This is a genomic window from Roseateles sp. GW821-FHT09H11 (assembly GCF_059415845.1).
The window spans coordinates 351,096-377,077 of sequence record NZ_JBWKOA010000001.1 but is presented as its reverse complement, the minus strand read 5'-3'; the positions used below and the strand labels follow the sequence as shown (position 1 = coordinate 377,077).

At 69.1% G+C, this 25,982-nt stretch carries 23 protein-coding genes; 14 read left to right on the top strand and 9 right to left on the bottom strand.

The window, feature by feature from the left end; translation table 11 throughout:
* Nucleotides 1-35: 35 nt before the first annotated feature.
* The 3 genes from AC07PR_RS01590 to AC07PR_RS01580 all read right to left on the bottom strand — a co-directional run bounded on the left by AC07PR_RS01590 (nucleotide 36) and on the right by AC07PR_RS01580 (nucleotide 3,122).
* Nucleotides 36-1,436: an aspartate aminotransferase family protein gene (locus tag AC07PR_RS01590; RefSeq protein WP_495134142.1), complete on the bottom strand. Its 1,401-nt coding sequence runs from the start codon at nucleotides 1,434-1,436 to the stop codon at nucleotides 36-38.
* A 68-nt stretch (nucleotides 1,437-1,504) separates the two neighbouring features.
* Complete coding sequence (locus AC07PR_RS01585) at nucleotides 1,505-2,170, bottom strand: haloacid dehalogenase type II (RefSeq protein ID WP_495134831.1); 666 nt, start codon at nucleotides 2,168-2,170, stop codon at nucleotides 1,505-1,507.
* Nucleotides 2,171-2,249: 79 nt separating this feature from the next.
* Nucleotides 2,250-3,122, bottom strand: a complete 873-nt coding sequence (locus tag AC07PR_RS01580) for a GNAT family N-acetyltransferase (protein ID WP_495134141.1) — start codon at nucleotides 3,120-3,122, stop codon at nucleotides 2,250-2,252.
* A 223-nt stretch (nucleotides 3,123-3,345) separates the two neighbouring features.
* Here AC07PR_RS01580 and AC07PR_RS01575 point away from each other — a divergent pair, with 223 nt between their 5' ends.
* The 10 genes from AC07PR_RS01575 to AC07PR_RS01530 all read left to right on the top strand — a co-directional run bounded on the left by AC07PR_RS01575 (nucleotide 3,346) and on the right by AC07PR_RS01530 (nucleotide 16,068).
* Nucleotides 3,346-4,833 carry an aldehyde dehydrogenase family protein gene (locus tag AC07PR_RS01575; RefSeq protein ID WP_495134140.1) on the top strand — a complete coding sequence of 496 codons (1,488 nt, stop codon included), beginning with the start codon at nucleotides 3,346-3,348 and terminating at the stop codon, nucleotides 4,831-4,833.
* Between the two features lie 238 nt (nucleotides 4,834-5,071).
* Nucleotides 5,072-6,364 (top strand): NAD(P)/FAD-dependent oxidoreductase, encoded by a 1,293-nt coding sequence (locus AC07PR_RS01570; protein ID WP_495134830.1) that lies wholly within the window; start codon nucleotides 5,072-5,074, stop codon nucleotides 6,362-6,364.
* Nucleotides 6,365-6,452: 88 nt separating this feature from the next.
* Nucleotides 6,453-8,072 (top strand): ABC transporter substrate-binding protein, encoded by a 1,620-nt coding sequence (locus AC07PR_RS01565; protein ID WP_495134139.1) that lies wholly within the window; start codon nucleotides 6,453-6,455, stop codon nucleotides 8,070-8,072.
* A 19-nt stretch (nucleotides 8,073-8,091) separates the two neighbouring features.
* The gene (locus tag AC07PR_RS01560) at nucleotides 8,092-9,054 is read left to right on the top strand and encodes an ABC transporter permease (RefSeq protein WP_495134138.1); all 963 of its coding nucleotides are present in this window, start codon (nucleotides 8,092-8,094) and stop codon (nucleotides 9,052-9,054) included.
* Between the two features lie 64 nt (nucleotides 9,055-9,118).
* Nucleotides 9,119-10,009: an ABC transporter permease gene (locus AC07PR_RS01555; protein ID WP_495134137.1), complete on the top strand. Its 891-nt coding sequence runs from the start codon at nucleotides 9,119-9,121 to the stop codon at nucleotides 10,007-10,009.
* Nucleotides 10,009-11,706, top strand: a complete 1,698-nt coding sequence (locus AC07PR_RS01550) for an ABC transporter ATP-binding protein (RefSeq protein ID WP_495134136.1) — start codon at nucleotides 10,009-10,011, stop codon at nucleotides 11,704-11,706. The genes AC07PR_RS01555 and AC07PR_RS01550 overlap by 1 nt, the downstream gene beginning before the upstream one ends.
* 93 nt (nucleotides 11,707-11,799) lie before the next feature.
* Nucleotides 11,800-12,876 carry a tartrate dehydrogenase gene (locus AC07PR_RS01545; RefSeq protein WP_495134135.1) on the top strand — a complete coding sequence of 359 codons (1,077 nt, stop codon included), beginning with the start codon at nucleotides 11,800-11,802 and terminating at the stop codon, nucleotides 12,874-12,876.
* A gap of 16 nt (nucleotides 12,877-12,892) precedes the next feature.
* Complete coding sequence (locus AC07PR_RS01540) at nucleotides 12,893-14,371, top strand: NAD-dependent succinate-semialdehyde dehydrogenase (protein ID WP_495134134.1); 1,479 nt, start codon at nucleotides 12,893-12,895, stop codon at nucleotides 14,369-14,371.
* A complete protein-coding gene (locus AC07PR_RS01535) occupies nucleotides 14,372-14,725 on the top strand; it encodes a cupin domain-containing protein (protein WP_495134133.1) in 354 nt (117 codons plus the stop codon).
* Complete coding sequence (locus tag AC07PR_RS01530; protein WP_495134132.1) at nucleotides 14,722-16,068, top strand: NAD(P)/FAD-dependent oxidoreductase; 1,347 nt, start codon at nucleotides 14,722-14,724, stop codon at nucleotides 16,066-16,068. The genes AC07PR_RS01535 and AC07PR_RS01530 overlap by 4 nt, the downstream gene beginning before the upstream one ends.
* A gap of 439 nt (nucleotides 16,069-16,507) precedes the next feature.
* On the opposite strand, the gene AC07PR_RS01525 is transcribed toward AC07PR_RS01530, so the two are convergent.
* From AC07PR_RS01525 to AC07PR_RS01505, 5 genes are all read right to left on the bottom strand, one after another.
* Nucleotides 16,508-17,515, bottom strand: a complete 1,008-nt coding sequence (locus AC07PR_RS01525) for a hypothetical protein (RefSeq protein WP_495134131.1) — start codon at nucleotides 17,513-17,515, stop codon at nucleotides 16,508-16,510.
* A 608-nt stretch (nucleotides 17,516-18,123) separates the two neighbouring features.
* Nucleotides 18,124-18,711 (bottom strand): hypothetical protein, encoded by a 588-nt coding sequence (locus AC07PR_RS01520; protein ID WP_495134130.1) that lies wholly within the window; start codon nucleotides 18,709-18,711, stop codon nucleotides 18,124-18,126.
* Between the two features lie 256 nt (nucleotides 18,712-18,967).
* On the bottom strand, nucleotides 18,968-19,981 hold the full coding sequence (locus AC07PR_RS01515) for a Bug family tripartite tricarboxylate transporter substrate binding protein (protein WP_495134129.1): 1,014 nt from the start codon (nucleotides 19,979-19,981) through the stop codon (nucleotides 18,968-18,970).
* Nucleotides 19,978-20,910, bottom strand: a complete 933-nt coding sequence (locus AC07PR_RS01510) for an HTD2 family dehydratase (protein ID WP_495134128.1) — start codon at nucleotides 20,908-20,910, stop codon at nucleotides 19,978-19,980. The genes AC07PR_RS01515 and AC07PR_RS01510 overlap by 4 nt, the downstream gene beginning before the upstream one ends.
* A complete protein-coding gene (locus AC07PR_RS01505; protein WP_495134127.1) occupies nucleotides 20,907-22,103 on the bottom strand; it encodes a CaiB/BaiF CoA transferase family protein in 1,197 nt (398 codons plus the stop codon). Before AC07PR_RS01505 ends, AC07PR_RS01510 begins: the two co-directional genes overlap by 4 nt.
* Before the next feature lie 129 nt (nucleotides 22,104-22,232).
* Here AC07PR_RS01505 and AC07PR_RS01500 point away from each other — a divergent pair, with 129 nt between their 5' ends.
* The 3 genes from AC07PR_RS01500 (at nucleotide 22,233) to rbp (ending at nucleotide 24,089) form a co-directional block, all read left to right on the top strand.
* On the top strand, nucleotides 22,233-23,171 hold the full coding sequence (locus AC07PR_RS01500; RefSeq protein WP_495134126.1) for a LysR family transcriptional regulator: 939 nt from the start codon (nucleotides 22,233-22,235) through the stop codon (nucleotides 23,169-23,171).
* A gap of 239 nt (nucleotides 23,172-23,410) precedes the next feature.
* Entirely contained in the window at nucleotides 23,411-23,617 is a 207-nt protein-coding gene (locus tag AC07PR_RS01495; protein ID WP_431104901.1) for a hypothetical protein, read from the top strand.
* A 118-nt stretch (nucleotides 23,618-23,735) separates the two neighbouring features.
* The gene (gene rbp / locus AC07PR_RS01490; protein ID WP_495134125.1) at nucleotides 23,736-24,089 is read left to right on the top strand and encodes an RNA-binding regulator; all 354 of its coding nucleotides are present in this window, start codon (nucleotides 23,736-23,738) and stop codon (nucleotides 24,087-24,089) included.
* A 72-nt stretch (nucleotides 24,090-24,161) separates the two neighbouring features.
* Here rbp and AC07PR_RS01485 read toward each other — a convergent pair whose 3' ends face one another.
* The gene (locus AC07PR_RS01485) at nucleotides 24,162-25,091 is read right to left on the bottom strand and encodes a LysR family transcriptional regulator (protein ID WP_495134124.1); all 930 of its coding nucleotides are present in this window, start codon (nucleotides 25,089-25,091) and stop codon (nucleotides 24,162-24,164) included.
* Nucleotides 25,092-25,205: 114 nt separating this feature from the next.
* Between AC07PR_RS01485 and AC07PR_RS01480 the strand changes: the two genes are divergently transcribed.
* A complete protein-coding gene (locus AC07PR_RS01480) occupies nucleotides 25,206-25,973 on the top strand; it encodes an SDR family oxidoreductase (RefSeq protein WP_377161894.1) in 768 nt (255 codons plus the stop codon).
* Nucleotides 25,974-25,982: the final 9 nt, after the last annotated feature.

The window sequence follows — 25,982 nt, the reverse complement described above, 5'->3', positions numbered from 1 at the left end:
GAAGCTTCGATTCTGCGTCGCGACGACCCCGCTGACTACTTGAGGAGAGCACGTACATCGGGGGCGTCGAGGATCTCGTCCAGCGTCTTGCGCAGTCGACTCGCCATCAGCGCGAACTGGTCCTCGGTGAAGCACAGCGCCGGCGCGAAACCCAGGATGTGATCGCCGAAGGAGCGGAACACCAGCCCGTTCCGGTAGCCCGCGTCGAAGATCCGGTCCGACAGTCCCAGCGCGGGATCGAAGCCCCGCTTGGCGGCCTTGTCGCTGACCAGCTCGATCGCGCCCAGCAGTCCGCGATGCCGCACGTCGCCCACCAGCGGGTGATCGCGCAGACCTTCCAGCGCCGCCGCGAAGTGCGGCGCCACGCGCTGCCCGTGGGCCAGGATGCCGCCTTCGTCGTAGAGCCGCAGCACCTCCAGCGCCACCGCCGCGCTGACCGGATGGGCCGAGTAGGTCGCGCCATGGCCGATCGGCGCATCGACCGGCGCGCCGTCGGCGATGCCGGCGTAGACGTGCTCCGCCATCAGCAGCGCGCCCATCGGCGCATAACCCGCGGTGAGCCCCTTGGCCACCGTCATCAGGTCGGGCTCCACGCCCTCGGCCTCGCACGCGAACATCGGCCCGGTGCGTCCGAAACCGGTGATCACTTCGTCGACGACGAAGAGCATGTCCATGTCTCGCGCAGCCTCGCGCATCGCCTTGAGCCAGCCCACCGGCGGCACGATGACACCGCCCGATCCCTGGATGGGTTCGCAGAAGAACGCCGCCACCCGCTCGGGCCCGCCCAGCGCTTCCACCTTGGCACGCAGCGCCGCCACCGACGCCGCGATCAGCGCCTGTGGATCGTCGCCGTGCTCGCTGCGATACGGATAGGGGGAGGGGATGTGATGCTGGTGGGGCAGCGGCATGTCGAAGCCGCGATGGAAGACCGGCAGGGCGGTCAGCCCCGAGCCCATCGACGAGGAGCCGTGATAGCCGCGCTCCAGCGCGATCACGTGCTTCTTCAGCGGGCGCCCCGTGTTGTTGTAGTACTGGGTGATCAGACGCACCGCGGCGTCGACGGCCTCGGAGCCGCCCAGCGTCAGGTACACCCGCGTCAGCGAGGCCGGCGCGATCTCCACCAGCCGGGCGGCCAAACGGATGGCGGGCTCGCTGCCGAAGTGGAAATAGCCGGTGGCATAGGGCAGCCGGCGCATCTGCTCGGCCGCGGCCTGCACGACGCTCTCGTGGCCGTAGCCGATGTTCACGCACCAGAGTCCGGCGAAGGCGTCGAGCAGCTCGTTCCCGGCGGCATCGCGCAGCCAGGCGCCCTGGCCGGAGGTCAGCACCGTCGCGCCGCGGCGCTCATGCTTGCGCCAGGGAGCGACGGGGTGGATCAGGTGGTCGCGGTCGAGCGCGACCAGCGCGTCGAGATCGGAGGATCGAGGACTGGACATGGGACTGCTTGGATGAGGTGGATCGGAGACCACGCGCGTGGCGCGGTCGGGGATCGATCAACGATCGATCAGAGGCCGACCAGGCCGGCGAGGCCGCCGATGTCGGGGATCTCCGCATAGCCGTAGGCCGGCACGCCGGGCTCGTGGCCGCGGTTGACGAAGGCCTTGTCGCGGATGCCCATGTCCCGCGCCGTCATCAGGTCGTAGCGCATGCTGGACGAGACATGCAGGAAGTCCTCCGGCCGGGCGTCCAGCTGCTGGACCATGTATTCGAAGGCGCGCATCCGGGGCTTGTAGGCCTTGGCCTGCTGCGCGGTGAAGACGCGATGGAAGGGCACTTCCAGCTTCTGCACGTTGTGGACCAGCTGATGGTCCATCGCATTGGACAGGATCACCAGCGGGATCCTGCCGGCGATGCGCGACAGCCCGGCCACCGTGTCGGCATGCGGCCCCCAGGTCGGCACGGCGGCGTAGATCTCGGCGGCATCGGCTTCGCGGAAGGGCACGCGCCACTTGTTGGCGGTGCGCAGCAGCGCGTTGTAGACGACGTCCTGGTAAGGCTTCCAGTCGCCCAGCACCTCGTCGAGCCGGTAGGCGGAGAAGTCGTCGCAAAAGCGCGGCAGGTCCTCGGCGGCGACGCGGTCGGCGAACAGCCGCGTGGCCCAGGGCGCCATCTGGAAGTTGATCAGGGTGCCGTAGCAGTCGAAGCTGATGTAGTTGGGGCGGAAGACGATGGACACGGGAGACCTTTCTGCGGTGTTCAACGGTGCAGCCCGACAGGGGCCGATGAAGAGGGGACAAACGGGACGGCGCTCAGCCGAGCGCCTGCGTGGCCAGGGCGAAGCGCCGCACGCCCGGCGTGGGGGCGGGCGTGTCGCCGCGGATCATTTCGGTGGGGGCGTCCACGCGCGGCAGGCCGAGTTCCTCCAGCCATTCGGTCAGGCCGCTGTCGAAGTCGACGTCGATGCGGACGAAGCGCCCGGCGCTCAGCCCGACCAGGTGCGCGATCAGCGCCTTGGCGCCCTGCGCGTCGGGCGCGACCACGGGTCCGATGATCAGCCCGCGGCCGAAGCGCCTCAGCATCGCGAAGCCGCGACGCTCGCCGTCCTCGTCCAGCACGACGGTGTCGCCCTCGGCATAGAGCTCCTGGATCAGCGCCTCGCGCCGCATGCCGCGGGCCTGGGCGTCCAGCGCGACCAGCGCCGGCACGTCGCCCTGATTGGACGGCCGCAGGCGGAAGCCCGGATCCAGCGGCATCAGCGGCGCCGACGAGGCCTGGCCCTGGTGCTGGCGAACCTCGCCGGTGCGCACGAAGCCCAGCCGCTCATACAGGCCGCGGCCTTCGGCGGTCGCGTGCAGCAGCACGGTGCGGCCTTGCAGCGAGGCCATCAGCGACTCCATGAGCCGCAGCCCGATGCGGCGGCCCTGCAGCCGCGGATCGACGATGACCAGCCCCAGCGTCGCATGGGTCTCGTCCCAGTACCAGGTCATGGCGGTGCCGACCACCTCGCCGTCGCGCTCGGCGGCGATGCCCTGGCCCAGCCCGAAGGCGAAGCGCCAGTCGGCCAGCCGATGCGGCCAGTGCACGGCCTGGGACAGGCTCAGCGCGGCTTCGAGGTCGTCGGCGCGCAGTTCACGCAGCACGATGCCGTCGTTGGCGGCGTCGGCGGTGGAGGAAATGTTCAAGGCGGTACTCCCTGGGGTCTGGGCTCGCATCCTTCCCAACTTGAAAGGGCGGCGCTAGGACGATCTTGTCGTTTTGGCCCCGTCGGCGAAGAACCGCAGCTTGCGCCGCGACGGGCACCGAACTCGCAATCTTGTGCGTTCCGGCGGCCGCGCAACACCGCCCGCTGCGGGTCGGTCCTCCCTAGCATGACGCGTTCCATCGACCGCATCCGCGAGGCGCTTCGTGCAAGCATTCGACCCCGACCAGCTCTCCGTGCCCAGCGGGCACTTCATCGACGGCCGCCTGATCGAGGGCCCCGCCGACCAGGCGCAGGACGTGCGCCGCCCCTCCGACGGCCATGTCTACGCGCCGCTGCCGATGGCCGGCGACGCGCTGGTCGACGAGGCCGTAGAAGGGGCCTACGCCGCCTGGCGCGGCGGCGACTGGGCGAAGCGGCCGCCGCGCGAGCGCGCCCGCGTGCTGCGCCGCTGGGCCGATCTGGTCGAGGCCGACGTCGCGACGCTGGCGCCGCTGGAGGCCATCGGCTCGACCCGGCCGGTGCGCGACGCGCGCGCCTGGGATGTCCCGTTCACCGCCGACGGGCTGCGCTTCTTCGCCGAGTACGCCGACAAGCTGGGCGGCGAGGTCGCGGCCACGCGCGCCGATCACCTCGGCATGACGGTGGCCGAGCCCTACGGCGTGGTGGGCGCGATCACGCCCTGGAACTTCCCGCTGGTCATGGCCTCCTGGAAGGTCGGCGCGGCGATGGCGGCGGGCAACGCGGTCGTGCTCAAGCCGTCGGAGCTGACGCCCTTCTCGGTGCTGCGCCTGGCGGAGCTGGCGATCCGGGCCGGCGTCCCCGCCGGCATCTTCAACATCGTGCAAGGCGATGGTCGCGTCGCCGGCGCGGCGCTGACGCGCCATCCGCGCATCGCCAAGATGACCTTCACCGGCTCGACCGGCACCGGCGCGGCCATCATGGCCGCCTGCGCGCAGCACGGCCCCAAGCCGGTGACGCTGGAGCTCGGCGGCAAGAGCCCGCAGCTGGTCTTCGACGACGCGCCGGACCTGGAGCGGTTGGCGGGCGTCGTCGCCGGCGCCATCACCGGCAACGCGGGCCAGGTCTGCGTCGCGGGCTCGCGGCTGATCGTGCAGCGCGGCATCGCGCCCGCGCTGGTGGAGGCCGTCGCGCGCCGCTTCGCCGCGCACCGGCCCGGCGCGACCTGGGACGACGCGGCCACGCTGCCGCCCATCATTTCGCGCCAGCAGGCGCTGCGCATCGACGGCATCGTGCGCCGCGCCGGCGAGGCGGGCGCGATGCCGACCGGCGGCGGCCTCAGGGACGACGTGTGCGGGCAGGGCGCCTATTACCTGCCGACGCTGATCCACGGCGTGGACGCCGCGAACCCCGCGGTGATCGAGGAGATCTTCGGTCCGGTGCTGACGGTGCAGACCTTCGAGACGGAAGAGGAGGGCCTGGCGCTGGCCGCGCATCCGCACTACGGCCTGGCGGCGGGCGTGCACACGGCCGACCTGAACCGGGCGATGCGGGCCATGCGCGCGCTGTCGGCGGGCACGGTGTGGATCAACCGCTACGGCCGCAGCAACGACTTCGTGATCCCGACCGGCGGCTATCACCAGTCGGGCATCGGCAAGGATCTGGGACGTCAGGCGGTGGAGGCGAATCAACGCCTCAAGAGCGTGCTCATCGACTTCGGAACGCCGGCTTGAGGTGCATGGACGCCTCGCGCCGGTGCCCGCCGCAGCGTATGCCGCGAGGCCCCGCCAAAACGACGGTTTCGTGCCGGGCGTGCCGTCACAAGCGCGTCATTCTGCTCGGGGCTCCATGCTTCAATGACTGCCATCGGATGAGGCCGCGCCGCCCCCTCGGGGCCGCCGGCGAACCAGGGAACCGCGCGCTCGATGCCGCATCGGCGCGCGGATGGACAAGGACGCAGAGGGGACTTCGTTGAAGCTCGATTCGTACTGGACCGATTCCGCCGCCGCCTTCCAGCCCGCGGCCGGCGAGTTGCCCGCGCGTGCCGACGTCGTGATCGTCGGCGCCGGCTTCACCGGTCTGTCGGCCGCCCGATCGCTGGCCCTGCGCGGCGTGGAGGTGGTGGTGCTCGAGGCCTGCGACCGCGTCGCCAAGGAAGCCTCCGGCCGCAACGGCGGCCACGTCAACAACGGCCTGGCGGTGGACTACGTCGCCGCCGCCGAGCAGCACGGCATCGAGACCGCCCGCCGCTGGTACCGGGAGTTCGACGCCGCCGTCGACACGGTCGAGCGCGTGGTGCGCGAGGAAGCCATCGCCTGCGACTTCCAGCGCAACGGCAAGCTCAAGCTGGCCACGCGCGCGTCGCAGTACGAGGCCCTGGCCCGCAGCCGCGAGCGCATGGTGCGCGAGGTCGATCCCGAGGTGGAGATCCTGGACGCGCGCGCGGTGCGCGACGAGGTCGCCAGCGAGCGCTTCGTCGGCGGCCTGCTGCAACGCAAGAGCGCGCAGATGCACATGGGCCGCTTCGCCGCCGGCCTGGCCGAGGCCGCGCAGCGGCGCGGCGCGCGCATCCACCTCGAGACGCCGGTGACGCGCCTGCAGCGCCTGGGCCGCGGGCATGCGCACCTGCTGCACACGCCGCGCGGCACGATCCGCGCCAACCAGGTGCTGCTGGCCACCGGCGCCAGCCTGCACGGCGGCTACGGCAGCTTCGGCTGGCTGCGGCGGCGCATCGTGGGCATCGGCAGCTTCATCATCGTCACCGAGCCGCTGGGCGCCGAGCGCGCGCGGGCGCTGCTCGCCGGGCGCCGCACCTATGTGACGCTGGCCAACATCCACCACTACTTCCGCCTGACGCCGGACCATCGCCTGGTCTGGGGCGGCCGGGCCCGCTTCGCCATCTCCAGCCCGACCTCGGACCGCAAGAGCGGCGAGATCCTGCGCGACGGCCTGGAGCAGACCTTCCCGCAGCTGCGCGGCGTCGGCATCGACTACTGCTGGGGCGGCCTGGTCGACATGAGCCAGGACCGGCTGCCGCATGCGGGCGAGCGAGACGGGCTCTTCTACTCGCTGGGTTACAGCGGCCACGGCACGCAGATGTCGGTCCACATGGGCGAGCGCATGGCCGCCACGCTGATGGGCGACGCCGCCGCCAACCCCTGGCGCGATCGGCCCTGGCCGGCGATCCCCGGCCACGTGGGTCCGCCCTGGTTCCTGCCGGCCGTCGGCCTGTATTACCGCGTCAAGGACAGGCTGGCCGCCTGAGCGCCGCCGCCGTCCGCCCGGCCATCCGTTCCACGCCTCCCCCGGCCTGTCCGCCTTCGCTCCTACCGCCCACGCATCAGGACCCCGCATGAACGACCTCCAGACCCTTCGCGACGCCCTCGGCCCCCAGGACAGCGAGTCGCTGCTGCGCGCGCTGCGACACGGCGCCACGCGCCGCGACCTGCTCGCGATGCTGGTGGGCGGCGGCATGCGGCTGTCGGTGGCCGGCGGGCTGAGCACCGCGGCACTGGCCACGCACGCGCAGACGCCCCGGCGAGGCGGCCGCATCCGCGTGGCCGCCGCCACCGCCGCGATCAGCGACACGCTGGACCCGGCCAAGATGGCCAACCAGACGGACTACTCGCGCGGGACCATGCTCTACAACGGGCTCACTGCGCTGGACGGCAGCCTGACGCCGCAGCCCGCGCTGGCCGAGAGCTTCGCGACCAAGGACGCCAAGGTCTGGGTCTTCAAGCTGCGCAAGGGCGTGGCCTTCCACGACGGCAAGGCACTGCAGCCGGCCGACGTCGTGTTCTCGCTGATGCGCCACAAGGACCCGGCCACGGCCTCCAAGGCCAAAGCGCTGGCCGACCAGTTCGAGTCGGTCGTCGCCTCCGGCCCCGACGAGGTCACGATCACGCTGAACGCGCCCAATGCCGACCTGCCGGTGGTGCTGGGCACCTTCAACTTCCTGATCGTCAAGGCCGGCACCACCGACTTCAACGCCGGCATCGGCACCGGGCCCTTCAAGCTCAAGGAGTTCAAGCCCGGCGTGCGCTCCATCGCCGTGCGCAACGAGGGCTACTGGAAGCCCGGCCGCCCGTATCTGGACGAGATCGAGTTCGTCGGCATCGCCGACGACGGCGCGCGGGTCAATGCGCTGCTGTCGGGCGGGCTGGAACTGGCGGCCTCGGTGAATCCCCGCACCGTCGAGCGCATCAAGGGCACGCCCGGCTATGCCGTCTTCGCGACGCAGTCGGGCCAGTACTCCGACCTGATCATGCGCAAGGACATGGGCCCGGGCGCCAACCCGGATTTCATCCTGGCGATGAAGTCCCTGATGGACCGCGAGCAGATGCGCAAGTCCATCGCGCTGGGCCATGCGGTGGTCGGCAACGACCAGCCCATCGACCCGAGCAACCGCTTCCACTTCGCCGGTTTGGCGCCGCGGCCCTTCGATCCGGAGAAGGCCAGGTTCCACCTGAAGAAGGCCAACCTGGGCAGCGCCAGGATCCCGGTGGTGACCTCGCCGGTGGCGATGTACTCGGTGGAGATGGCGCTGGTCATGCAACAGGCGGCGGCCCGCATCGGCCTCAACCTGGAGCTGCGCCGCATGCCCTCGGACGGCTACTGGTCCAACCACTGGCTCAACAGCCCGGTGGGCTTCGGCAACGTCAATCCGCGGCCCAGCGCGGACACGCTGCTCACGCAGTTCTTCAAGTCGGACGCGGCCTGGAACGGCTCGCGCTGGAAGAGCCCGAAATTCGATCAGCTGCTGCTAGCCGCGCGCACCGAGACCGACGTCGCCAGGCGCAAGCAGCTCTATGCCGACATGCAGGTCATGATCAGCGAGGAGGCCGGCGTCGGCATTCCGCTCTTCCTGGCCAGCCTGGACGGGCACAGCACCAAGCTCAAGGGCCTGTCGCCGATCCCGCTGGGCGGGTTGATGGGCTACTCCTTCGCGGAGCACGTCTGGCTGGATGCCTGAGCCGCGGAGACCGACGCCCATGAATGCGCTCATCCTCCGATTGCTGCTCAACCGCATCGCGCTGGCCCTGCTGTCGCTGCTGGTGGTCTCGGCCGTGGTCTTCGGGATCACGGCGGTGCTGCCGGGCGACGCCGCGCAGGCCCAGCTGGGACAGGACGCGACGCCCGAGGCGCTGGCCGCGCTGCGCCAGCAGATGGGCTTGGACGTGCCCGCGCCCAGGCGCTACGTCGGCTGGCTGCGCGGCATGCTGTCGGGCGCGCCGGGAACCTCGGTGGTCACGGGCCTGCCGGTGGGCGAGATGATCGCCAGCCGCCTGCCCAACTCGCTGGTGCTGGCCGGCCTGACCACGGTCATCGCGGTGCCGCTGGCGCTGGCGCTGGGCATCGCCTCGGCGATGTGGCGCGGGTCCTGGCTGGACCGGCTGGTGAGCGCCGGCGCGGTGGCGGTGGTGTCGGTGCCGGAATTCCTGGTGGCGACGCTGGCCGTGCTGATCTTCGCGGTGCAACTGCGCTGGCTGCCGGCCCTGTCCTCGGGCGGGGTGGTCGAGGGCGCGAGCCTGGCCGACACCGCGCGTGCGTTCGCCATGCCGGTGCTCAGCCTGTGCTGCGTGACCATGGCGCAGATGATGCGGATGACCCGGGCCGCGGTCGTGGACCAACTCAAGGCCCCGTACATCGAGATGGTGCTGCTCAAGGGCGCGTCGCCGGTGCGCATGGTGCTGGCGCACGCGCTGCCCAACGCGATCGGCCCGATCGCCAATGCGGTGGCGTTGTCGCTGTCCTACCTGCTGGGCGGCGTGATCATCGTCGAGACCATCTTCAACTACCCCGGCATCGCCACGCTGATGGTGGACGGCGTGGCCCAGCGCGACATGCCGCTGGTCCAGACCTGCGCGATGCTTTTCTGCGCCGTCTATCTGCTGCTGGTCACGTTGGCGGACCTGTGCAGCATCGTCGCGAATCCGCGCCTGCGGCATCGATGACCGCCGCGTGCATCCCCTCGTCGTCCAAGCCCTCCCACCCGACCCACCGCAGATCGGCCGCCCCATGTCCCTCCCGCCTGTCGCGCCCGGCGCTCCTCGCGCGCCCCGCCTGAACCGAGCATCCCGACGCCGCCTGCCACTCGCCTGGCCGGGGCTGCTCGGCCTGCTCGTGCTGCTGATGTGGCTGGCCGCCGCCGCCTTCGGACCGCTGCTGCTGGGGGCCAGCGGCAGCGACATGGGCGGCGATCAGGTCTTCGCGCCGGTCAGCGCGGCGCACTGGCTGGGCACCGACTACCTGGGCCGCGACATGCTGGCCCGCGTGATGGAGGGCGCGCGCTACACGGTCGGCATCGCCCTGCTGGCGACGCTGCTGGCCAGCGGGACGGGCACGGTGCTGGCGCTGCTGGCCACCGTCAGCGCGCCCTGGCTGGACGCGACGCTGAGCCGCGGCATGGACACGCTGACCTCCATCCCGTCCAAGATGCTGGCCCTGATCATGGTCGCGGCGGTCGGCTCCTCGCTGGGCATGCTGGTGCCGACGGCGGCGTTGATCTACGTGCCGGGCGCCTTCCGGATCGCACGCTCGCTGGCGGTCAACATCCATGCGATGGACTACGTGACCGTGGCCCGCACCCGCGGGGAAGGGCGGCTGTACATCATGCTGTCGGAGATCCTGCCCAACATCGTCGGCCCGATGCTGGCCGACCTGGGCCTGCGCTTCGTCTACGTGGTGCTGCTGCTGGCCTCGCTGAGCTTCCTGGGCCTGGGCGTGCAGCCGCCCGAGGCGGACTGGGGCTCGCTGGTGCGGGAGAACATCGGCGCGCTGCCCGATGCCGGCGCCGCGGTGCTGGCGCCCGCGCTGGCCATCGCCAGCCTGACCATCGCCGTCAACCTGCTGATCGACAACCTGCCGGGCCGCGCCGCCCGCGGCCAACATGCGAAGGGAGGCCGCTGATGGGCGCGCCCGTGCAGGTCCGGGACCTCAGGATCGTCGCCGCCTCGCCCGACGGCGGCGGCGGCGAGCACACCATCGTCCATGAACTCGCCTTCGAGCTCGCGCCCGGCGAGGTGCTGGCGCTGATCGGCGAGTCCGGCTCCGGCAAGACGACGACGGCGCTGGCCCTGATGGGCCATGCGCGCCAGGGCTGCCGCATCGCCGGCGGCTCGGTGCGACTCGGCGAGACCGAGGTGCTGCAACTCTCCGAGGCCGGACGACGCGCGCTGCGCGGCCGGCGCATCGCCTACATCGCGCAGAGCGCGGCGGCGTCCTTCAATCCCTCGCGCACGCTGATGGACCAGGTGATCGAGCCCGCGATGATCCACGGCACGCTGCCGCGCGACCAGGCGAAGGCCAAGGCGGTCGAGCTGTTCCGCGAGCTGGCCTTGCCCTCGCCGGAGACCATCGGCGCGCGTTATCCGCATCAGGTCTCGGGCGGGCAACTGCAACGGCTGATGGCGGCGATGGCCCTGATCACCGATCCGGATCTGGTGATCCTGGACGAGCCGACGACGGCGCTGGACGTCACCACGCAGATCGAGGTGCTGCGCGCTTTCCGCCGCGTGGTGCGGGAGCGCCAGACCACCGCGGTCTACGTCAGCCACGACCTGGCCGTGGTGGCGCAGATGGCGGACCGCATCCTGGTGCTGCGCGACGGCCGCATGCGCGAGCTGGCCCCGACCGCCGAGCTCCTGAGCACGCCGCGCGACGACTACACCCGCTGCCTGCTGGACGCGGCGCGGCCGCGCGTGCGCGACGCCGGCGCGGTCTCCGCCACGATCGACACGGTGCCTTTGCTGCAGGTGCGCGGCCTCTCGGCCGGCTACGGCCCGCGCGGCAAGGACGGCCAGCCGTCCATCCGCATCCTCGAGGACATCGATCTGACGCTGCATCGCGGCCAGGCCATCGGCGTGATCGGGGAGTCGGGCTCGGGAAAAACGACGCTGGCGCGCGCCATCGCCGGGCTGGTCGCGCCGTCGCGCGGCGAGGTGCTGATGAACGGGCAAGCCCTGGCCCCGTCGCTGGCGCAGCGCGGCAAGGACGACCTGCGGCGCACGCAGATCGTCTTCCAGATGGCGGACACCGCGCTCAACCCCGCGCACACCATCGAGCGCATCCTGGCCCGGCCGCTGCAGTTCTACGGCGGGCTCAGCGGCGTGGCGCTCCAGCGTCGCATCCACGAGTTGCTGGACCTGGTGCAGCTGCCGACAGGGCTGGCGGACCGGCTGCCCGGCGGTCTGTCGGGCGGACAGAAGCAACGTGTGAACCTGGCGCGCGCGCTGGCGGCGGAGCCGGAGCTGCTGCTGTGCGACGAGGTGACCTCGGCGCTGGACACGGTGGTGGGCGCGGCGGTGCTGGACCTGATCGCCCAGTTGCGACGTGATCTGGGCCTGTCCATCCTCTTCATCAGCCACGACCTGCACACGGTGCGGTCGATCTGCGACGAGATCGTGGTGATGCAGCACGGCCGCAAGCTGGCGCAGATCGCGCGCGCCGATTACGAGCGCGGCCCGCATCACCCGTATTACGAGCTGCTGGCCAACTCGGTGCCGGAGCTGCGCCAGGGCTGGCTCGAGGAACGCTGCCGCCCCGCGTCGCCGACCGCCGCCAGCGTCGAGGCGCCGTCCGCGCCCATGGCGATGCGGCTGGCCTGAAGCCGACGCGCCGCCCACTGCCCCCTGCCATCACGGCGACGAGGCCCGCCCGCACGCGCGGCCCGTCGCCAGCCTTCAAGGAGACGAGACTTCATGACCCGCAAGACCCATCGGATCGCCGTGATTCCCGGCGACGGCATCGGCAAGGAGGTGATGCCGGAAGCGCTGCGCGTGCTGGACGCGGTGGCCGGCCGATTCGGCGTGTCGCTGGCGCTGACGGCCGTGGAATGGGCCAGCTGCGACTACTACCAGCAGACCGGCCAGATGATGCCGGACGACTGGAAAGCCCGGTTGCAGGACCAGGACGCGCTGCTCTTCGGCGCGGTGGGCTGGCCGGCGACGGTACCGGACCACGTCTCGCTGTGGGGATCGCTGCTGAAGTTCCGGCGCGAGTTCGATCAGTACATCAACCTGCGACCGGTGCGTCTGTTCGAGGGCGTCCCATGCCCGCTCGCGCATCGCAAGCCCGGCGACATCGACTACCTGGTGGTGCGCGAGAACACCGAGGGCGAGTACACCAACCTCGGCGGCGTGATGTACGCGGGCACCGATCGCGAGATCGTGATCCAGGAGTCGGTCTACTCGCGCTTCGGCGCGGACCGCGTGCTGCATTACGCTTTCGCGTTGGCCAGCCAGCGCGCGCGCAGGCACCTGACGCTCGCGACCAAGAGCAACGGGATCGCGATCTCGATGCCCTGGTGGGACGGCCGCGCCGACGCGGTCGGTCAGGCCTATCCCGAGGTCACCGTCGACAAGCAGCACATCGACATCCTCAGCGCGCGCTTCGTGCTGCAGCCCGGGCGCTTCGACGTGGTGGTGGCGTCCAACCTCTTCGGCGACATCCTGTCGGACCTGGGGCCCGCGACGACCGGCACCATCGGCCTGGCCCCGTCGGCCAACCTGAATCCGGAGCGCAGCTTCCCCTCGCTGTTCGAGCCGGTGCACGGGTCCGCGCCGGACATCTACGGCCGCAACATCGCCAACCCGGTCGCGATGATCTGGTCGGCGGCGCTGATGCTGCAGTTCCTCGGCGAGACCGAGGCGCACGACGCGGTGCTCGCGGCGATCGAGACCGTGCTGCGCGACGGCCCGCGCACCCGCGACCTGGGCGGCGAGGCCTCGACCGCCGAGATGGGTCAGGCGATCGCGGCGCTGGTCGCGCATGTCTGAGATCACGGGAGCCGCCATGCCTCTGACATTCCTGGACCGCCCCGAGCTGCTACGCACGCGGAACTTCATCGACGCAGCCTGGCGCGACGGCGTCGACGGCCGGACCCTGGTCGTGACCGATCCGGCGTCGGATCGTGACTTTGCGCAGGTGCCGGACAGCGGCGCGCCCGACGCGCGCGCCTGCGTCGACGCGGCCTTCGCCGCGGGGCCCGGCTGGAAAGCCACGGCGCCGCGCGAGCGCGCCCGTCTGCTGCGGCGCTGGTACGACCTGATGGTCGCCCATCGGGAGGATCTCGCGCGGCTGATCTCGCGCGAGCAGGGCAAGCCGCTGGCCGAAGCGCGCGCCGAGGTGCTGTACGCGGCGAGCTATGCGGAGTGGTTCTCCGAGGAAGCCGCGCGGTCCCATGGCGACGTGATTCCCGCGCCTTCGGACCGGCGCCGCATGCTGGCGGTGAAGGAGCCGGTGGGCGTGGTCGCGGCGATCACGCCGTGGAACTTCCCGGCCGCGATGATCGCCCGCAAGATCGCGCCCGCGCTGGCCGCCGGCTGCACCGTGGTGGCCAAGCCGGCCGAGGACACGCCGCTGACCTCGCTGGCGCTGGTCAGGCTGCTGGAGGAGGCCGGGCTGCCCGCGGGCGTGGTCAACCTGGTGACGGCGTCGCGGCAGCGGGCGGCCGAAGTGGTCGACGTCTGGCTGGCCGACAGCCGGGTACGCAAGATCACCTTCACCGGATCGACGCCGGTGGGCAAGCACCTGGCGCGCGAGTCGGCCGGGACGCTCAAGCGGCTCTCGCTGGAGCTGGGCGGCAACGCGCCCTTCATCGTCTTCGAGGACGCCGATCTGGACGCGGCGGTCGAGGGCCTGATGGCGGCCAAGTTCCGCAACGGCGGCCAGACTTGCGTGTGCCCGAACCGGGTCTACGTCCACGACCAGGTGCATGACGCCTTCGTGGAACGGCTGTGCGCGCGGGTGTCCGCGCTGCGCGTGGGACCGGCGAGCGATCCAGCCTCGCAGATCGGTCCCATGATCAACCTGCGCGCGGTCGAGAAGATCGAGCGCCACGTCCGCGACGCCCAGGCGCGCGGCGCGCGGGTGGTGGTCGGCGGCGAGCGCATCCACGACGAGGCAAGACCTGGCCCCCACTACTACGCGCCGACGGTGCTGGTGGAGGTGGACGCCACGATGCTCTGCGCGTCGGAGGAGACCTTCGGGCCGGTGGTGCCGGTGACGCGATTCTTCGACGAGGCGGCGGTGCTGGCGGCGGCCAACGACACGCCCTTCGGCCTGGCGGCCTACTTCTACACGCGGGACGCGGCGCGCATGCGGCGGGTCGGCGCGGCGTTGGAGGCCGGCATCGTCGGCGTCAACGCCGGCGCGCTGGCCGCGGAGACGGCGCCCTTCGGCGGCGTCAAGGAATCGGGCTACGGGCGCGAAGGCTCGCGCCACGGCCTGGATGACTATCAACAACTCAAGTACCTGTGCGAGGACACCTGAATGTCGGACCGCCACATCAGCTTCCATTTCGATCGACTGGGCGAGCCCCGCGAATACCGGCCGCCGGCCGATCGCGTGCTGGAGGGCGACATCGTCTGCCGCAACTGGGACGTGGACAGCGCCAAGGACGGCGCGGTGAGGGCAGGGGTGTTCGAGTCCACGCCGGGCGTGAACCGCTCCATCAAGGGCGAGACCTGGGAGTTCTGCTACATCCTGTCGGGCGTGGCGGTGATCACCGAGGACGGTCACGCGCCGGTCACCTATCGCGCGGGCGACTGCTTCATCCTCAAGCCCGGCTATGTCGGGACCTGGCGCACCGTGGAGACCGTGCGCAAGGTCTGGGTGACGGCATGAGCGCCGCTGCGGGCCTGCGGGCCATCGTCGACACGGTCGAGAGCTCCCCGACGCTGCCCACGCAGGCGGACGTGGTGGTGATCGGCGCCGGCATCATCGGCGTGTTCACGGCGTACTACCTGGCGCGACGCGGCTTGCAGGTCGCGCTGGTGGAGAAGGGCGTGGTCGGCGGCGAGCAGTCCAGCCGCAACTGGGGCTGGTGCCGGCAGCAGAATCGCGACGCGCGCGAGTTGCCGATGGCGACCCGGAGCCTGGATCTGTGGGAACGGTTCGCGCTCGACGAGGGCGAGGACACGGGCTTCCGACGCTGCGGGCTGCTGTACCTCAGCAACGACGAGGCGGAGCTGGAAGGCTGGGCGCGATGGGGCCGGTTCGCGAAGACGGTGGGCGTGACGACGCACATGCTGTCGGGCGAAGAGGCCGGCCGTCACGGACGCGCCAGCGGCAAGACCTGGCGCGGCGGCGTGTGGTCGCCGACGGACGGCACGGCCGATCCTTCGCTGGCCGCGCCGGCGGTGGCGCGCGCGCTGATGCGGCATGGCGGGACGGTGCACCAGCGCTGCGCCGCGCGCGGGCTGGAGACCGAGGGCGGTCGGCTGAGCGCGGTGGTGACCGAGCGCGGGACCATCCGCGCGAGGACGGCGGTGCTCTCGGGCGGGGCCTGGGCCTCGTCCTTCTGCCGGCAGTACGGCATCCGCTTCCCGCAGGCGTCGATCCGGCAGACGGCGCTGGCGGTGTCGCCGGGACCGGACGCGGGCTTGCCGGATGCGCTGCACACCAAGGACATCAGCATGACCCGCCGCAGCGACGGCAGCTACACGCTGGCGGTGGCGGCACGCGCGCGGGTGGATCCGACGGCGCAGCTGATGCGCTTCGCGCCGCAGTTCCTGCCGATGTTCGCGCGCCGCTGGCGATCCTTGACGCCGGGCGGCTGGGAGGGCGTGCGCTCCGGCCACGAGGGCCTGGGGCGCTGGAAGCTCGACGAGCCCACGCCGATGGAGCGCATGCGAGTGCTGGATCCGCGGCCGGATCCGCGCACGATCAAGCTGACGCACGAGCGGGCCTTGGCGCTGATGCCGGCGTTCAAGGGCCGCGAGCTGAAGGCGGCCTGGGCCGGCTACGTCGACAGCACGCCGGACGGCGTGCCGGGCATCGGGGAGATCCGCAGCCTGCCGGGGCTCATCCTGGCGGCGGGCTTCAGCGGGCACGGCTTCGGCATCGGCCCGGGTGCGGGGCATCTGATCGCCGACATTGCCTCGGGCGCCGCGCCGATCGTCGATCCGAAGCCGTATCACCCCGACAGGTTCAGGCAGTCGGCGTGGGGGAAGGTGGCGGAGTTCTAGACCGGCGGCATGCGGCGGTCTCTCAGTGGTGAGGAGCTTCCAGTCACAGCCTTGCGAAGCGCCTCCATCCGTATAGCAACATAATGCACATTGTCCGTCTTTTGAGTGCGCTGGCACGCCGCTGCAGGCGGCCCTTTCCCGATGACGAACCAAAACACCTCAAGGTACGGCATAGGAGCGAGCGGAGGCGATCGGCACGTGTCCAACGAAGAGCGTTAGCTAAGCGCGCCTCAACGACACCGGCATGCCCCGTGCTTTTCCTGGAAGTCAGAGGAAAGCGGGCACAGCGAGAGCGATTCGCTCCAGCGCCCGGACTTCATGGCGATGCGCACCGCGTTCTTCGTTGATCGGCTGATCGATCGAATGGTCTGACACGCGGTGGGCCACTTCGGAACACGGTCTCGTCGACGGGCTTGTTCCACGGGGAGACTAAGGCTCTTCAGCGCTGAAAACGTCCTAACAAGCGGCGCACCACTTCACTGATGTCGTCCAGGTCCCCTAGGTCGTCGCGATGCGGAAACGCTGCGGCCAGCTTATCCAGGAGCGGGATTGAGCAAGAGTCCTCGGACATGAACACCACCAGCGAGCTTCGCTCGTCAACCAGCTTTAGGGCCAAGATCAGGCCGAATCCGTTGAGCACGGAAACGAGCAAGCTCCTAAACGGTCCCATGTCGCGTTGATTGGGCTTCGTTTCATCGAACAGGTCCACCAACAGACGCCTTTCCTGCGCACCCGAGAAATGTGCGAGGTCATCACTGCTTTCGAACTCCGCTCTGGTCAACCCAGAGAAGTGCGCGACGAGGACCGCCAGCTTGTTGACCAAGTTCGTCACCACACCCAGGGCCTGCAGAAACTCGTCCTTCGATCCATGCGCGAGCAAGTAGTTCATCTGCGCAAAGTACGGCCCGATCTCAGCCTCAATCTCATGCGATCTCCAGTACGCAGGATCCTGCCGATGCCCGCCTCGCTGAAGCTTGAAATGAACGGCGTGTCCGAGTTCATGGGTAATCAGCTCGACAGGCGTCTCGAAAACCGCTGGAACAAACACCTCTCCTTCATCCACTCCGCAGGGAAGAAAGAAGCCTTCAACATTGTTGACCTCACCGCCCTGGCTGAAGTTCACCGACACCCGATCTACGGGGACGCCAAGCAGCCCAGCAATGAATGACTTGGCCGCTCCAACATGGTCAATGCTCGTTGCAATAGGCTGTCCCCTGCGCGAGCAGGCCGCGACGATCAGTTCTCTGACATCGGTGTCCAACCGCATTGAGAGGTACGCATCAGGGAAGTCCGGCGGACCCGTAGGTATGCCTGCGGCGAGCATCGCTGCTATGCCGACCTCCGCGAGCCGGCTGTTCGCCTCGTCTCGACCAGAGAAGGAACATGGGTTCGCTCGAGTAATCGCCAGACGCTGGCGTTCCACGCTGATGAGTTCATCGGTCGGCACTGATCTCCCTCCCTGTACCTTATCCACTCACGTTACCTCATCCGCGCAGTGATACAGCGAGATCGCCCACCTGCCCTTCTCAAAGGCCAGATAGAGTCGACGGTATCGACAAGCGCCTTCCCGCTGCCCTGCATCGCGCAAAGGTACAAGAGCTTCGCGGCCGTTCAAGCGGTCTGTCGGAAGCAATCATGCTGCGGATGCATCTCAATCACTCCATCCAAAACGTCCGCAGAGACTCAGTGCTGCTTGCAGCAGCCTTCCAAGGACTTCTCCTGATGTTGAAAGGCGCTCGCGTTGAGCAACCAGTCGGTGCGTCCGCGCGGCTTGGGCACTCGATGGCTCTATGTCTCAACAGCTGCCTGGTTCGCATAGAGTCCAAGGTCAGTTCGTCTCCTTCTACTCACGCGTCCACATGAGTCGCCCATCATTCATGAGCGGCACGACTCGTGGGCGACGTCTAGGACTAGACACGGTGGCTTCGCGCTGAACACGGCCGGCGCTCGACATGTGATCGCAGACTGCAGCGATTGGTGTGATCGGTGTCTTCTCGAGACAGTGGAAGGCTCCTGCACATCCACGGTTCCTCTCGGATCGTCGCGACGATTGACCTACACGAATTCCTGCGACGCATGGTGCAACGCATGAACCAGCTTCATGCTGCCCGTGGGATCCTCGACAGGATTGAGATAGGTATGGATTGACTTAACCGACATGAAATGCGGTACATTCCCTAGCGTTGGAACTGCAGAACAAGCGGCCTGTCCAATGAAAACAATCGGCAGTGATGCCTTCCGCAAAAGACCAAACGCAGCAAGCCAGTCTTCGTGCGGGATCTCATCCAGACTCTTCGGGATTCTCCCCATCTGTTCTTGAAGGAGGCCAATGGCTTTAGCCTCCGCAAAGGATGACAACGGCGACGGCCAAAGCGCCTCGTAATCCAGGAGGTTCTTCACGTTCAGGATGACGAGGCCGTGATCAGCCTTTGACCGCTCAATCTGGTCCGTCGCCTTCTTGATGTTGTCGTAGATCGTTCTTGGACTGCTGCTATGGAGCGTCTTCAAAGCGAGTGCCCAGCGCTTGCCGCGGAAATCCAGCATCACGTCGGGCTCGTAGGCAACTCGCGCGGAAAGCGCACCTCCGAAGAGAGTAGCGAACGCCGAAACCATCCGCTCCATGGTCAGATGCAATGCCGGCATCTGGTAGACGGTCCGCGTTCTCAGCACGGGGAGAAGACTGCGTGGCGGCTCGGATCAGATTACGAGCGCAAGTTCGAGCGGAGATCCACCAAGCAGTTGCCCGCGGACCAACGGGAACAATGATCGCTCGGCCGTCACGAGCAGCCCAGAAGACGTCGCTTATATAGGCAGACATCTGGCCATTCGAAGGCCCCGGACGCGCGACCACGCTCGGCAAGCGATGACGAACGAAATCATCACCTGAGCGAAACGCGCCTCAGTCCAGCGACACCTTCGCCGCCGTCACGACGGCCTTCCAGCTCTTGAGGTCGGTCTGCAGCAGCGCCTGCAGCTCGGCCGGCGACGACGCCCGGGGCTCGGCGCCCTGTTCCTTCATGCGCCTGACGACCTCCGGGTCGGCCAGCACGGCGCGCAGGGTCTGGTTCAGCTTCGCCTGCACGGCCGGCTGCAGTCCGTGCGGCGCGAAGATCCCGAACCACGAATCCACGACCATGCCCTTGTAGCCGGCCTCCGCGGCCGTGGGCAGCTCCGGGAACAGCGGCGAGCGCTGCTCGCCGGTCACGCCGAGCGCGCGCAGGCGCCCCGTCTTGATGTGCTGCAGCGCGTTCGGGATGGTGGTGAACATGAGATCGATCTGGCCCCCCATCAGGTCGGTCAGCGCCGGCGCCGCGCCCTTGTACGGCACGTGCGTCATCTGCACGCCCGTCTGTTGCGAGAGCATCTCGCCCGCCAGATGGAAGATCGAGCCCGCGCCCGCCGATCCGTAGTTCACCTTCCCGGGATGGGACCTGGCATACGCCACCAGCTGCTGCAGGCTGTTGATGGGCAGCGCGGGGTTCACGACGACGACGTTGTTCACCCGCGCGACCAGCGAGATCGGACTGAAGCTGTTGAGCGGATCCCAGGACAGCTTGGGATACAGCGACGGGTTGATGGCGTTCGTGCCGTTGTAGCCCATCAGCAGCGTGTAGCCGTCGGGATCGGCCTTGGCCACCAGCGCCGCGCCGAGGTTGCCTCCGGCGCCGCCGCGGTTGTCCACGAGCACGACCTGCCCCAGGCGCTTGCCCAGGGCCTCCGCGACGATGCGTCCGAGGATGTCGGTCGTCCCGCCGGCCACGAAGGGCACGACCAGCGTGATCGGCTTGCTGGGGAAGGTCTGCGCGAAGGCCGGCGCGGCCAGCGACAAGGCGGCCGAGGCGCCGAGCGCGGACAGGGCCAGCGCATGGGCCAGCGCACGGGACAGGAAGCGGCGACGGATCGATGAGGTCATGGTTGTTGTCTCCAGTGGGAAGCTTCGGCCGTCATGAACGGCGCCCCGTCCGCCAACGCGGTCCAGAGCGTGAGCCCCTCCGGCGATGGGGCGGCGTTGAGGGTCAGAGGCGCGCCGAGCACGCAGGGTTGGACGCCGCGGTAACGGAATTGCCGGAGCGGTCGGTTGCCCAGGCGCCGCGCCAGCGCTGAGAGCAGCGTGGCCTGCAGCGGCCCATGGACGACCAGGTTCGAGTAGCCCTCCACCTCGCGGCAGTAGTCGACGTCGTAGTGGATGCGGTGACCGTTGAAGCTCAGCGCCGAATATCGGAACAGCAGCGTCGAGTTGAGCGCGAAGGACTCGCGATGCGTCGCCTCCGGCATCGTGACCGGCGCGGCACGCGAGGCCCCGGGCGGCGTCGGCGCCTTGTAGACGATGTCGTGGTCCTCGGTGACGGCCAGCTCGTCGCCGTTGAACAGCTCATGGCGCACAGTGACGAACACGAGGTCGCCGCTGCGACCGCGCTTGTGCTCGACGGACCGGACGCTGGACCGTTTCCCGACGGACGAGCCCAAGGTCAACGGCCGGTGGAAGGTCAATTCGCCGCCCGCCCACATCCGGTTGGACAGCGGCACCGGCGGCAGGAAACCGCCGCGCGCGGCGTGACCGTCACGGCCGAGTTCACTCGGCGGCAGTCCCTCGAGGAAGTACAGCCAATGCCACAGCGGCGGCAACGGCGTGCCGACGACGAGTTCATCCTGAGGCGTTCCCAGCGTGGCGGCCATGAGTCGGGCCTGTCGCACCGACAGGTGGTCTTCGGACCAGGTGTCGCGGCCGATCCACGTCCGGAGATGGTCCAGGTCGATGACGGCGCCGCCCTCGTCGCCGCCGTTCGTGGGGTCGTTGGTGGCGTCGTTGGCGCTGTTGATGTGGTGGGTGATGCGGCTCATGCGATGGCCCTGTCGGTGATGCGGAGGAACTCGGCGCGGATGGCAGCGCCGTGCTGATCGAGGGACGGCGCGGGATCGAAACGCCCGCTGTCCCATGGCGCGCGAACCGGCGGTGCGACCAGATCGAGCTGCCGGTCGCCCACCGGCATCGGCCACGTGCGCAGCGCCGGATGCGTCGCCATCTCGGCCACCGTGCGGACCTGCCCGTAGGCGGTCCTGGCGCGCTGCAGCCGGGCGAGCGCCTCGTCCAGCGGCAAGGATCCGAAGGCCGCGTCGAGGATGGCGTGCAGCGCCTCCCGGTGGGTCACGCGCCGGTCGTTGCTGTTGAAGCGTTCGTCCTTGGCCAGCGCGGGTTGCGCCAGGAAGCCCTCGCAGAAGCTGGCCCACTCGCGCTCGTTCTGGATGCTGATCACCACGCTGCCGCCGTCGCTCGTCGTGAAGGCGCTGTACGGCGCGATGGAGGGATGCTGAAGGCCCTGGCGCGTCGGCGCGCCCGCGCCATACACCTGATGCACGTAAGGCACCGTCATCCAATCGGCCGCGCCGTCGAACAGCGAGACCGCGACGCCGCAGCCCACGCCCGTCCGCTCTCGGGACGCGAGCGCCGACAGGATGGCGATCGTGGCGTTGAGACCCGCACCGATGTCGCAGATGGACACGCCGATCCGGCCGCAGGCTTCCGGTGTGCCCGTGATGCCGGCGAGGCCGCTCTCGCACTGCACCAGCATGTCGTAGGCCTTGAGCGCGCTGGCCGGGCCGTCGCCGTAGCCGCTGATGTCGCAGGTGACCAGCCGCCGGTGCTTTCGGCGCAGCGTCTCGCTGTCCAGTCCGACACGTGCCAGGGCGCCTGGCGCCAGGTTCTGGACGCACACATCGGCCTGCGCGAGCAGCGCGTCGAGCAGCGCGCGATCCTCCGCCTGCTTGAAGTCGAGGACCACCGACTCCTTGCCGCGGTTGATCCACACGAAGTAGGACGCTTCGCCGCAGGCGGCGCGGTCATAGCCGCGCGCGAAGTCGCCCTCCTCCCGTTCGACCTTGATCACGCGCGCGCCCATCTCCGCGAGGCGGCAGGTGGCCAGCGGCGCGGCCAGCGCCTGCTCCAGCGAGACGACGACAAGGCCTGCCAGGGGTTTTCCGACCGGCGGCCTTGAGGGCTCCGGAGCGTTGAGTGTTTGTGAAAGCTGCTCAGTCATGGGGCGCAGTATGGGAAGGCGCCTCTCTGAGCAGAAGCGAGTTCTGGCAAACTGATCGTTTGTCGCAGACAAAACCACCGGATGCTTCCGCCCACCGCATGCACCTTCCGCAGAGGAGAACGCACGCGGATGGACGCCGCATCGAGGACCGCCACCGTGCACTACGACTTGACCGATCTGCGGGTATTCCTGAGCGTGGCTGAGGAGCTCAACCTCTCCCGAGGCGCGGCCCGCTGCCACCTGTCGCCCTCCTCCGTGAGCCTGCGGCTCAAGGCGATGGAGGAGTCGCTGGGCAGCCCGCTGTTCCTGCGTCGCGCCCGCGGCGTGACGCTCACGCGCGCCGGTGCCGTCATGCTCGAGCACGTCCGGCGGTGTCTGGCGCAACTGGAGCAGATGCATGCGGATCTGCTGCCGTTCTCACAGGGCCTCGCGGGGCACATCACCCTCTTCGCCAACAACAACGCCATCAGCAGCCACCTGCCCCCGGACCTCGCGCGCTTCTTCGTGCTGCATCCGGGCGTGCGGATCCAGTTGGAGGAGCGTCCAAGCCAGGACATCGTCAGCGCGGTGGTCGCCGGCCGCGCCGATCTGGGCGTCGTGGCCGTCGAGCAGGCGCATCCGGACCTGCTCTACCTCCCCTACCGTGAAGACGAGCTGGTGCTGCTGGTCCCCACGTCATCGCGCCTGGCCCGGCGCAAGCAGGCCAGCTTCAAGGTCTGCCTGGACGAGCCGTTCGTGGGCTTGCAGAGCGGCATGGCCCTGCACACCTTCCTGGTCAACCACGCCGCCCAACTGGGCGGGCAACTGGACGTGCGGGTCCAGGTCTCGGGGTATCGCGCCATTGCCCAGCTCGTCGCCACCGGCGCGGGGTTGGGGATCGTGCCCCGGTCCGCGCTGGAAGCGACGGACCTGCCGCGTGTCGCCGTGCTACGTCTCGTGGAGCCTTGGGCCCTGCGTCACCTGCAGGTGTGCCTGCGGGAGCAGACGCTGCACAACCCGTTTGTCGCGGAACTGGTCGCTACCTTGACCGCTTCCCATGCGTCGCAGGGCGCGGGATTTTCGCGTTGAATCCAGATATGAAATTTATATAAATTGACTCGCTTACCGCCGAAGTGGTATAACCATTTTCGGGATAAGCGACCAGACGTTTTACGAAACTGGTCCTCTCTCAAAGGTCACGATTTTGTGACCTCAATTTGCTCTTTTGGCCTGCAAATTTGCAGTCGATTGAGCAGCACCACGCTCCCGCAGGTCGAGCTTCGAGCCTGCGACACTGATTGAAAAAGATTCCGAACAACGCCATTTCCATGGGCAGATACGTCGTTTCGCCCGCGACACACCGAACCGATTGCGGCCGCTTCAGCGCCTCCTTCTCGGTTCGCCGCTCGGAGGGCAACGGCACCTACTGCCGTGTGTTCCGCTTCGACAGGACCTTCGCCTCCTGTCACGCCGCCCGGCTCTTCGCGGTCACCCAGGGCTGGCTGGAAACCTCCATGCCGCAGTCCCCGGCGTAGTGACTAATCTGCGCCACGCCAGATTCAGTCCGCGTTTTCTCCGCGCCGCGTCCGCGCCGCGCCCCCCATTTGCGCATCCCTCCGTCGACGGTGCGCCACCATCAAGAAAGGCTCTTCCATGAGCAGCAAAATCTACGTGGGCAATCTGCCCTATTCGGTGACCGATTCCAGCCTCAAAAGCAATTTTGCGGAGTTCGGCAGTGTTTCCTCGGCCCGGGTCATGATGGACCGGGAAACTGGCAATTCCAAGGGCTTCGGGTTCGTGGAAATGGCGTCGGCCGAAGTGGCCCAGGCCGCCATCGCCGCCTTGAATGGCGTGTCGGTGGATGGACGTTCGATCGTTGTCACGCTGGCGCGTCCTCGCGAGGCAGGCAGCGGCTCGGGCGGCGGTCACAGCACGGGTGAATTCCGTTCCACCAAGCGCTCGGACGTCGGCTACGGCTCGGGCGGCTTCGGCGGCGGACGCTACTGAACCCGGCAGCGCCCCGTGAGAAGAAACCGACTCCCCGGAGTCGGTTTTTTTTCGTCCCGCACCTGAGCAGCCTCAGCCCTGGCTGAACCTCGCCGCGTGTCCCTGCACGCGGAATTCCTCGACGACGTGGTCCACGAACACACGGACCTTGGCCGGCAGCAGCCTTCGGCTCGAGTAATAGATCGACAGCGGCAGCGCCTCCGCATACCAGGCCGGCAGCACGCGCGCGAGCTCGCCGCGCTCCAGCTGTGGCAAGGCATGCGGCAGTGGCAGCAAAGCGATGCCCATGCCGCTCGCCGCCGCGCGAGCCATGGCCTCCGGATCGTCCAGGACCATCACCGGACGCACGCTCGCCACCACCTGCTCGCCGGCCTTGTTCTTCAAGGCCCACGGCGCCAGCCGCCCTGACCCCAGCGATCGGCGCAGCAACCCGCGATGCCGCGCCAGATCCGATGGATGCTTCGGCACCGGATTCGCCGCCAGATACGCCGGCGCCGCCACGAGCACGATCCGCAGGCGCGCCAGCTCCCTGGCAATCAAGGCGTCCGTCAACTCGATGCCACCGCCGATGGCGACGTCGAACCCCTCGGCGACGAGGTCGACCTGGCGGTTGTCGAAATGCAGGTCCGGCACGACGTCCGGATAGCGACGCACGAAGCCGTCCATCATCGGCACGAAGTACTCGCGGCCCACCGTGTGCGCCAACGCGACCTTCAAGGTGCCGGCCGGCTTGCCGGCGCCCTGCCGCAGATCCGTCAAGGCGTCGCCGATCTCGCTCCACGGGCGCCTCACCTGGGCGTGCAGCCGCTCGCCGTCGGTGGTCAGCGCCAGGCTCCGCGTGCTGCGCTGGAACAGGCGCACGCCAAGCCTCGCCTCGAACTGCGCCACGCTCTTGCTGACCGCGGCGGGCGTCAGCCCCAGCCGGCGCGCGGCAGCAGAAAAGCTGCCCTCGTCGGCAGCGGTGATGAAGGCATCGAGGTGGCTGCGGAGTTCGGTCGACATGCGTTCAGCTTATACCAGCGGTTGAAACTGAACACGCCGCTTTCCAACTACCGCAATCAGGTGTCGACGACCATAGTTGAGCTCATCAACCACCCCGCTTCGAAAGGAAACATGATGAGCAACACGACCAACACCGCCTCGACCGCCCGCCTGACCGGCAAGGTCGCCTTCATCCACGGCGGTTCGCGCGGCATCGGCGCCGCCACCGCGCGACGCCTGGCCCGCGAAGGCGCGGCCGTGGCCATCGGCTACGCGTCGTCCGCGATCGCCGCGGAAGCGCTGGTCGAAGAGATCAAGGCCAACGGCGGCCAGGCGATCGCCGTCAAGGCAGACGCCACCGACGCTGCCGCCCTCACCCGCGCCATCGACGGCGTCGCCGAGCGCTTCGGCCGCCTGGACATCCTGGTCAACAGCGCCGGCGTGCTGGCCGTGGCGCCGCTGGACCAGTTCACGTTGGAAGACTTCGACCGCACCGTCGCCGTCAACGTGCGCTCGGTCTTCGTCGCCTCGCAGGCGGCGGCCCGGCACATGGGCGACGGCGGCCGCATCATCAACATCGGCAGCACGAACGCCCAGCGCATGCCCTTCGCCGGCGGCGCCGTCTACGCGATGAGCAAGTCCGCGCTGATCGGACTGGTGAAGGGCCTGGCGCGCGACCTCGGCCCGCGCGGCATCACGGTCAACAACGTGGCGCCCGGTCCGGTCGACACCGACATGAATCCCGCGGACACCGAGTTCGGCGCCAGCCTGCACGACCTGATGGCCCTGCGGCGTCACGGCAAGGCGGATGAGATCGCCGCGATGGTGGCCTACCTGGCCGGGCCGGAGGCGGGTTTCGTCACCGGGGCGGACCTGCTGATCGATGGCGGCTTCGCGGCCTGAGTCCGGCCT

Excerpts from the sequence above, each read along its gene's own strand:
- AC07PR_RS01500 (WP_495134126.1), top strand. The coding sequence starts at position 22,233 with ATGGACGCCGCATCGAGGACCGCCACCGTGCACTACGACTTGACCGAT.
- AC07PR_RS01545 (WP_495134135.1), top strand. The coding sequence starts at position 11,800 with ATGACCCGCAAGACCCATCGGATCGCCGTGATTCCCGGCGACGGCATC.
- AC07PR_RS01555 (WP_495134137.1), top strand. The coding sequence starts at position 9,119 with ATGTCCCTCCCGCCTGTCGCGCCCGGCGCTCCTCGCGCGCCCCGCCTG.
- AC07PR_RS01515 (WP_495134129.1), bottom strand. The coding sequence starts at position 19,981 with ATGACCTCATCGATCCGTCGCCGCTTCCTGTCCCGTGCGCTGGCCCAT.
- AC07PR_RS01495 (WP_431104901.1), top strand. The coding sequence starts at position 23,411 with ATGGGCAGATACGTCGTTTCGCCCGCGACACACCGAACCGATTGCGGC.
- AC07PR_RS01590 (WP_495134142.1), bottom strand. The coding sequence starts at position 1,436 with ATGTCCAGTCCTCGATCCTCCGATCTCGACGCGCTGGTCGCGCTCGAC.
- AC07PR_RS01560 (WP_495134138.1), top strand. The coding sequence starts at position 8,092 with ATGAATGCGCTCATCCTCCGATTGCTGCTCAACCGCATCGCGCTGGCC.
- AC07PR_RS01480 (WP_377161894.1), top strand. The coding sequence starts at position 25,206 with ATGAGCAACACGACCAACACCGCCTCGACCGCCCGCCTGACCGGCAAG.
- AC07PR_RS01540 (WP_495134134.1), top strand. The coding sequence starts at position 12,893 with ATGCCTCTGACATTCCTGGACCGCCCCGAGCTGCTACGCACGCGGAAC.
- AC07PR_RS01565 (WP_495134139.1), top strand. The coding sequence starts at position 6,453 with ATGAACGACCTCCAGACCCTTCGCGACGCCCTCGGCCCCCAGGACAGC.
- AC07PR_RS01530 (WP_495134132.1), top strand. The coding sequence starts at position 14,722 with ATGAGCGCCGCTGCGGGCCTGCGGGCCATCGTCGACACGGTCGAGAGC.
- AC07PR_RS01535 (WP_495134133.1), top strand. The coding sequence starts at position 14,372 with ATGTCGGACCGCCACATCAGCTTCCATTTCGATCGACTGGGCGAGCCC.
- rbp (WP_495134125.1), top strand. The coding sequence starts at position 23,736 with ATGAGCAGCAAAATCTACGTGGGCAATCTGCCCTATTCGGTGACCGAT.
- AC07PR_RS01520 (WP_495134130.1), bottom strand. The coding sequence starts at position 18,711 with ATGCCGGCATTGCATCTGACCATGGAGCGGATGGTTTCGGCGTTCGCT.
- AC07PR_RS01550 (WP_495134136.1), top strand. The coding sequence starts at position 10,009 with ATGGGCGCGCCCGTGCAGGTCCGGGACCTCAGGATCGTCGCCGCCTCG.
- AC07PR_RS01505 (WP_495134127.1), bottom strand. The coding sequence starts at position 22,103 with ATGACTGAGCAGCTTTCACAAACACTCAACGCTCCGGAGCCCTCAAGG.
- AC07PR_RS01485 (WP_495134124.1), bottom strand. The coding sequence starts at position 25,091 with ATGTCGACCGAACTCCGCAGCCACCTCGATGCCTTCATCACCGCTGCC.
- AC07PR_RS01510 (WP_495134128.1), bottom strand. The coding sequence starts at position 20,910 with ATGAGCCGCATCACCCACCACATCAACAGCGCCAACGACGCCACCAAC.